Here is a 6,553-nt window from a genome sequence, read left to right on the forward strand (position 1 = left end):
ATGCCGATCTTATCTGCAATTTCTTGGTAGGGATTTTCCACTAACGGAAATTCATCCTGCATCATACAAATAATTTTTTTATCGAGTGCATCCAACAATATTTTCACCTACTACAATTTAAATTGCACACTAATTTTGAATTTCTTCGTCGTGGGCAAGCTTAAAAGACGACGAACGCCTTTTTGCTTTTCGATCGTGTCTAATATCTCTTTTTGTCTTTCAAGGGTCGGAGTAAGAAGCGTGAACCACAGATTATATTCGCTTTCGCGCTCATAATTGTGGGTGATCTCTACATATTCGTTGATCTTTTCGGCAACTGCTTCTAAGTGCTCTTCTTCTACGTTCACCGCAACGAGCGTGCCCGTATATCCGAGCGCGACGGAATCAAAGAACGGGCCGATTCGGCGTATGTAGCCGTTCTCCTTGAGCCAAGTAAGACGTTCTAAGACAATAGCTTCTTCTGTACCAAGTCTTTCCGCCAAAACAGCAAACGGACGCTTCGCGATCGGAAGGTCTGTTTGCAGCATATTCAATAGTGATTTATCAAACGCAGACAGCATATTTGTTCCCTACTTTACTTATATTCACGAACTTGTTCTTTTTTATGTTCATACTTAGTTATTGTAACAAATTTTCATGTATTACGTCAAGCAAGTCTGCACGTCCTGCATGCGTTACAGATGAATAGCAAAGCAAGTTTTCTCGCTCTACGCCGAATGCTTTGGTGATGATGCGTGCTTGTTTCTCCAATTCGTTGCGGCTGAGTTTGTCACATTTGGTCGCAACAAGAAGTACGGGCAGATCGTTTTCGGCAAGCCAGGCAAATGTTTCAAAGTCGCTTTTCATCGGCGTATGACGTACGTCGATAAGCTGGCAGATAAGGCGAAGATTCTCCGATTTGAGGAGATATTCGCGGATAAAATTCGACCATGTTTTGCGATTCTGTTGACCTGTTTTGGCATAACCATAGCCGGGCAGGTCAACTAAATGAAACGGTTTGCGTTCCGTTTCATTTAGTTTTGCCGTTAATTCATAGAAGTTGATCGTTTGCGTTTTCCCCGGAGTTCCGCTCGTACGCGCCAAACCATGATGACGGCTGAGCGAGTTGATAAGGGACGATTTGCCGACATTGGAACGGCCGACAAACGCGACTTCGGGAAGTACGCTTTCGGGATATTGATCTTTTTTGACTGCCGATGCAACATATTTAGCTTTTACAATGTTGATCATATTTTCTTTTTCATTCATGTTCAGTCAACGCTTCCTTCAGAACCTCGTCCATCGTTTCAACAAGCACGAATCTCATCGCACGTTTTACGTTTGTCGGAAGTTCGTCTATATCTTTTTCATTTTTCTTCGGCATAATGACCGTATGGATACCCTGTCTATATGCGGCAAGGACTTTTTCTTTGATACCGCCGACAGCAAGGACACGACCGCGTATGGTGATCTCACCTGTCATGGCAAGTCCGCCTTTTACAGCGCGCCCCGATAATGCAGAGATGACAGCCGTTGCCATGGTAATGCCTGCCGATGGACCATCTTTGGGTATCGCACCTTCCGGGAGGTGGATATGGATATCGTTTTTCTCATAAAAATCGGGAGCGATCGCCAATTCTTCCGCACGAGAACGGATATAGCTGATACCTGCTTTGGCAGACTCTTTCATCACATCACCGAGTTTGCCTGTGAGGGTAAGGTTACCTTTGCCCGCAAGGATAACGACTTCTGTCGGCAATACTTCCCCGCCGACCTGCGTCCATGCAAGGCCCGTCACCAGACCGACTTCACCTTCTTGCGCGACTTGCGTATGGTGATATTTTGCCTTACCGAGAATCGCGCCTACATTCTGCGCTGTCACGCGAATCTGTTTTTTCTTATCCTGCACGATCTGTCGTGCCGATTTACGGAATACAGAGGCGATGTTGCGTTCAAGCTCACGAACGCCCGATTCGCGCGTATAATCTGCAATGATACGCGGGATCGCACCACTCGAGATAGTAACAAGCTCGTCGGTCAAGCCATGTTCTTTTTGTTGTTTCGGTATGAGATATCGTTTGGCGATCTGAATTTTTTCCTCGTCCGTATAGCTGGAGAGCTGGATGATCTCCATGCGGTCGAGAAGCGGACGCGGAATGTTATGAAGGCTGTTGGCCGTCACGATCCAGAGAATCTTCGACAAATCATATGGAAGTTCCATATAGTGATCGCTGAACGTATTGTTTTGTTCGGGGTCGAGTACTTCAAGAAGTGCTGCCGACGGATCTCCGCGGAAGTCGGCACTCATTTTGTCGATCTCATCGAGAAGGAATACGGGGTTGCAGCTTCCTGCTGTACGCATGCCTTGAATAATACGCCCCGGCATCGCGCCAATATACGTACGACGATGACCGCGTATCTCAGCTTCATCACGCACACCGCCGAGCGATACGCGAACGAACTTACGATTCATTGCGTGTGCTACCGAATGTGCAAGCGATGTTTTACCGACGCCCGGAGGTCCTACCAAGCAAAGGATAGGCCCTTTCATCGTTTTCGTCAATTTGCGTACGGAGAGGTATTCCACGATACGTTCTTTTACTTTTTCAAGACCATAGTGTTCTGCCTCTAAGACGGATTCTGCATGGTCGATATCGAGGATATCTTCTGTTTCTTTGAGCCACGGAACCTCGAACAACCAGTCAAGATACGTACGTACTACAGCGCTCTCTGCCGAGATCGGCTGCATCTTTTCCAATCGTTTGATCTCTTTTTCGGCTTTGGCGCGTACATTGGCAGGCAAGTGCCCCGTCGCCAATTTTTCACGATATTCGGCAGCTTCGGCAAGACGTTCGTCACGGTCGCCGAGCTCTTTTTGGATCGCCTTGAGTTGTTCGCGCAGATAGTACTCTTTCTGCGTTTTTTCCATTTGTTTGCGTACACGCGCGCTGATCTTACGTTCGAGTGCGATGATCTCAAGCTCACGCGCGAGTATCTCGCACAATCTCTCGTAACGCGTTTTCAGATCAACGGCATCGAGCAAGAATTGTTTATCTTCCAATTTCAAAACAAGATGGCTGGCAATAAGGTCGGCCATTCTGCCTTGATCTTCCGTTTCAACGATGGAAACAAGCGTTTCAGGCGGAATCTTCTGGCTTGCTTTTACCCATTCTTCAAATTGATGGACAGCCGCCCGCATAAGCGCTTCGATCTCGGGCGACATGATCTCTTCTTCATGATATTCTTCTACTTGCACGACATAATGCGGCTCTGTTTCTTCGTACGACACGATCTTGGCACGGTACAAGCCTTCTACCAATACACGCATCATACCGCCGGGCAGTTTCAACACCTGTTTGATCTCCGCTACCGTACCGATCTCGCATATATCCTCTGCCGTCGGCTCGTCGATCTTCGAATCTTTCTGCGAAGACAACATGATCTGGCGATCTTGCAGCATGACCGCCTCAACAGCTTCAATAGACTTTTCTCTGCCAACGTCTAAATGAAGCATCATATAAGGAAATACCAATAGCCCACGAAGCGGAAGCATCGGTATCATTCTGATATTCGCCATAAAAAACCTCCTTGAAAAATGATATTCTGATATAAGCCTCTCCTCATACACAAGCGATGCGTTATATCCCATCATTTTCCTGCCTATATATTATAAACGAAATTCGGCTTCTCTTCAATCTCTCGTTTTATGGTATCTGGCTTTCGTTATTTTATACCGTGGCAATATGTGGTCATAACATTGACCACGACAGAAAAACGGCCTTGGACGAATCCAAGGCCGTTTTTTCTATTAAGCCGACTCTTCTTTAGACAACTTGAGGTCATCGCGCACGAGAATCGGATCTTTCTTTTCTTTTACAACTTCATCCGTAACGATGCATTTTACCACATCTTTTTCGGACGGTACTTCATACATGACGTTGCACATAATGTCTTCGATAATTGCGCGCAAGCCACGTGCACCTGTCTTCCGTTTGAGTGCTTCTTGAGCGATCGAACGAAGTGCACCCTCTTCAAACTCAAGTGATACATGATCGAGCTCCATGAATTTCTGGTACTGATTGGTATGTGCATTTTTCGGCTCTTTTAAGATGCGGACAAGTGCGTCTTCGTCGAGTGCTTCAAGCGTTACCATAACAGGTAAACGACCGATGAACTCGGGAATCAAGCCGAACTTGAGCAAGTCTTCGGGAAGTACATTTTTGAGCACTTCTTTCATATCTTGTTCCTGTTTGCTTACGATCTCCGCACCGAAGCCCATATTCTTCTTGCCGGTACGTGCACCGATAATACGTTCGATACCATCGAATGCGCCACCGCAGATGAATAAGATGTTAGTTGTATTGATCTGAATGAATTCCTGATGCGGATGTTTGCGGCCACCTTGCGGCGGTACGCTTGCAACCGTACCTTCCAGTATCTTGAGGAGTGCCTGCTGAACACCTTCACCCGATACGTCACGTGTGATGGACGGATTTTCCGATTTACGAGCGATCTTATCGATCTCGTCGATGTAGATGATGCCTTTTTCGGCTTTTTCTACATCATAATCGGCAGCCTGGATAAGCTTCAAGAGAATGTTCTCTACGTCTTCACCGACATAGCCTGCTTCTGTCAAGCTCGTGGCATCCGCGATCGCGAACGGTACATTGAGTATCTTGGCAAGCGTCTGTGCGAGGAGCGTTTTACCGCTGCCTGTCGGCCCGAGCATAACGATGTTGGATTTTTGGAGCTCCACATCATCTACTTTGGAACCCATGTTGATTCTTTTGTAATGATTGTAGACTGCTACCGCAAGATTCTTCTTCGCCTTCTCCTGACCGATGACATACTGATCCAAGACCTCTTTGATGTCTTTCGGTTTCGGCAGTTCTTTGAACTCACCCGTAATATTTTCATTTAGTTCTTCTTCAATGATCTCATTACACAGCTCGATACATTCGTCACAGATATAAACGCCCGGCCCTGCGACCAGTTTTTTTACCTGCTCCTGCGTCTTGCCGCAAAACGAACATTTCAGCTGACCTTTGTCATCGCCAAACTTCAACATTATGATGTCACCCCTTTATTTCGGGTTGCCGACCGTATCGGCGGCACGCGTAATCACGGAATCAATAATACCATACTCTTTTGCTTCCTCACTGGACATGAAGAAATCTCTTTCCGTGTCCATCTGGATCTTTTCGTACGGTTGTCCTGTATGACGAACAAAGATTTCATTGCCAATTTCCCGCAAACGCAAGATTTCTTTCGCATGAATCTCAATATCCGTTGCCTGTCCTTGTGCTCCGCCGTGCGGTTGATGGATCATCACACGCGAATACGGAAGCGCATACCGTTTACCGGGTGCACCTGCCGCCAAGAGGATCGACGCCATGCTGGCAGCCATTCCGAGACAAATCGTCGAAACATTCGGCCGAATATACTGCATCGTATCATAGATCGCAAGACCTGCCGTTACGACACCGCCCGGGCTGTTGATATACAAATGGATATCTTTATCAGGGTCTTCCGACTCCAAGAACAAGAGCTGCGCAATCACCAGATTGGCAACATTGTCATCGATCGGACCGCTCAACATGATAATACGATCTTTCAAAAGTCGGGAATAAATATCGTATGCACGTTCACCACGGCTCGACTGTTCCACGACCATCGGCACATAATTCACAGAAATTCACCTCTATCTGCAGAAATCCTCTCGGATATCCGTTCGTTCTTATTTCGATATCTGCTGATTCGTATTATTCCGCTACAACAGCGTTTTCAACGATAAGTACAGCAGCTTTCTTTCTCAAAACAGTTTTTGCAAGATCAGCTACGCGATTCTGTTCGCGGATGATCTTGTTAACTTCTTCCGGAGCTGCACCGTAAGTTTCAGCCATAGCCATGATCTCCATAGCCATATCCTGCTGCTGAACTTCCAAGTTTTCAACCTGCGCAACTTTTTCAAGCATCAAATCAGTTTTTACATTGATCTCAGCATTGTCTTTGAAGCTTGCGCGGAGAGCAGCCATATCCATTTTCATGTATTCGAGGTACTGCTCGAGTTTGAGACCCTGGTTTTCAAGATTTACAGCGATATCCTGTACCATGTAGTTGATGCGTTCTTCAACCATAACTTCCGGAACATCGATCTCTGTGTTGTCCATGCAAACTTTGATAGCGTTAGCCTGGAACATTTTTTCAGCCTGCGCAACTGCAGTCTGTTCGAGTCTAGCGCGGATATCAGCTTTCCAAGCGTCTACCGTATCGAATTTGCCGAGTTCTTTTGCCGTTTCATCGTTGAGCTCCGGCAATTCTTTGCGTTTTACATCATGAACCGTTACTTTGAACAAAGCGTCTTTGCCTGCGAGATCAGCTGCATGGTATTCCGTCGGGAACGTAACTTTTACGTCTACTTCAGAACCTGCTTTTGCACCGATGAGCTGTTCTTCGAAGCCCGGAATGAAGCTGCCGGAACCGATTTCGAGCGGGAAGCCTTTGCCTTCGCCACCCGGGAATGCAACGTCATCAACGAAGCCTTTGAAGTCGATCACAGCGAAATCGCCGTTTG

6 protein-coding genes are annotated in these 6,553 nt (G+C 46.6%); all 6 read right to left on the bottom strand.

The window, feature by feature from the left end; genetic code table 11:
• Positions 1-110 precede the first annotated feature (110 nt).
• Positions 111-560: an AsnC family transcriptional regulator gene (locus IJN28_05460; protein ID MBQ6713215.1), complete on the bottom strand. Its 450-nt coding sequence runs from the start codon at positions 558-560 to the stop codon at positions 111-113.
• A 58-nt stretch (positions 561-618) separates the two neighbouring features.
• Entirely contained in the window at positions 619-1,248 is a 630-nt protein-coding gene (locus IJN28_05465) for a YihA family ribosome biogenesis GTP-binding protein (protein MBQ6713216.1), read from the bottom strand.
• Positions 1,241-3,556: an endopeptidase La gene (gene lon / locus IJN28_05470; protein ID MBQ6713217.1), complete on the bottom strand. Its 2,316-nt coding sequence runs from the start codon at positions 3,554-3,556 to the stop codon at positions 1,241-1,243. Before lon ends, IJN28_05465 begins: the two co-directional genes overlap by 8 nt.
• 231 nt (positions 3,557-3,787) lie before the next feature.
• On the bottom strand, positions 3,788-5,047 hold the full coding sequence (gene clpX / locus IJN28_05475; protein MBQ6713218.1) for an ATP-dependent Clp protease ATP-binding subunit ClpX: 1,260 nt from the start codon (positions 5,045-5,047) through the stop codon (positions 3,788-3,790).
• A 15-nt stretch (positions 5,048-5,062) separates the two neighbouring features.
• Complete coding sequence (gene clpP / locus IJN28_05480; GenBank protein ID MBQ6713219.1) at positions 5,063-5,653, bottom strand: ATP-dependent Clp endopeptidase proteolytic subunit ClpP; 591 nt, start codon at positions 5,651-5,653, stop codon at positions 5,063-5,065.
• An 88-nt stretch (positions 5,654-5,741) separates the two neighbouring features.
• Positions 5,742-6,553, bottom strand: an 812-nt coding sequence (locus IJN28_05485) for a trigger factor (protein ID MBQ6713220.1), incomplete at its 5' end; no start/stop codon positions are given.

Source organism: Selenomonadales bacterium (assembly GCA_017442105.1).
Taxonomy (GTDB): domain Bacteria; phylum Bacillota; class Negativicutes; order RGIG982; family RGIG982; genus RGIG982.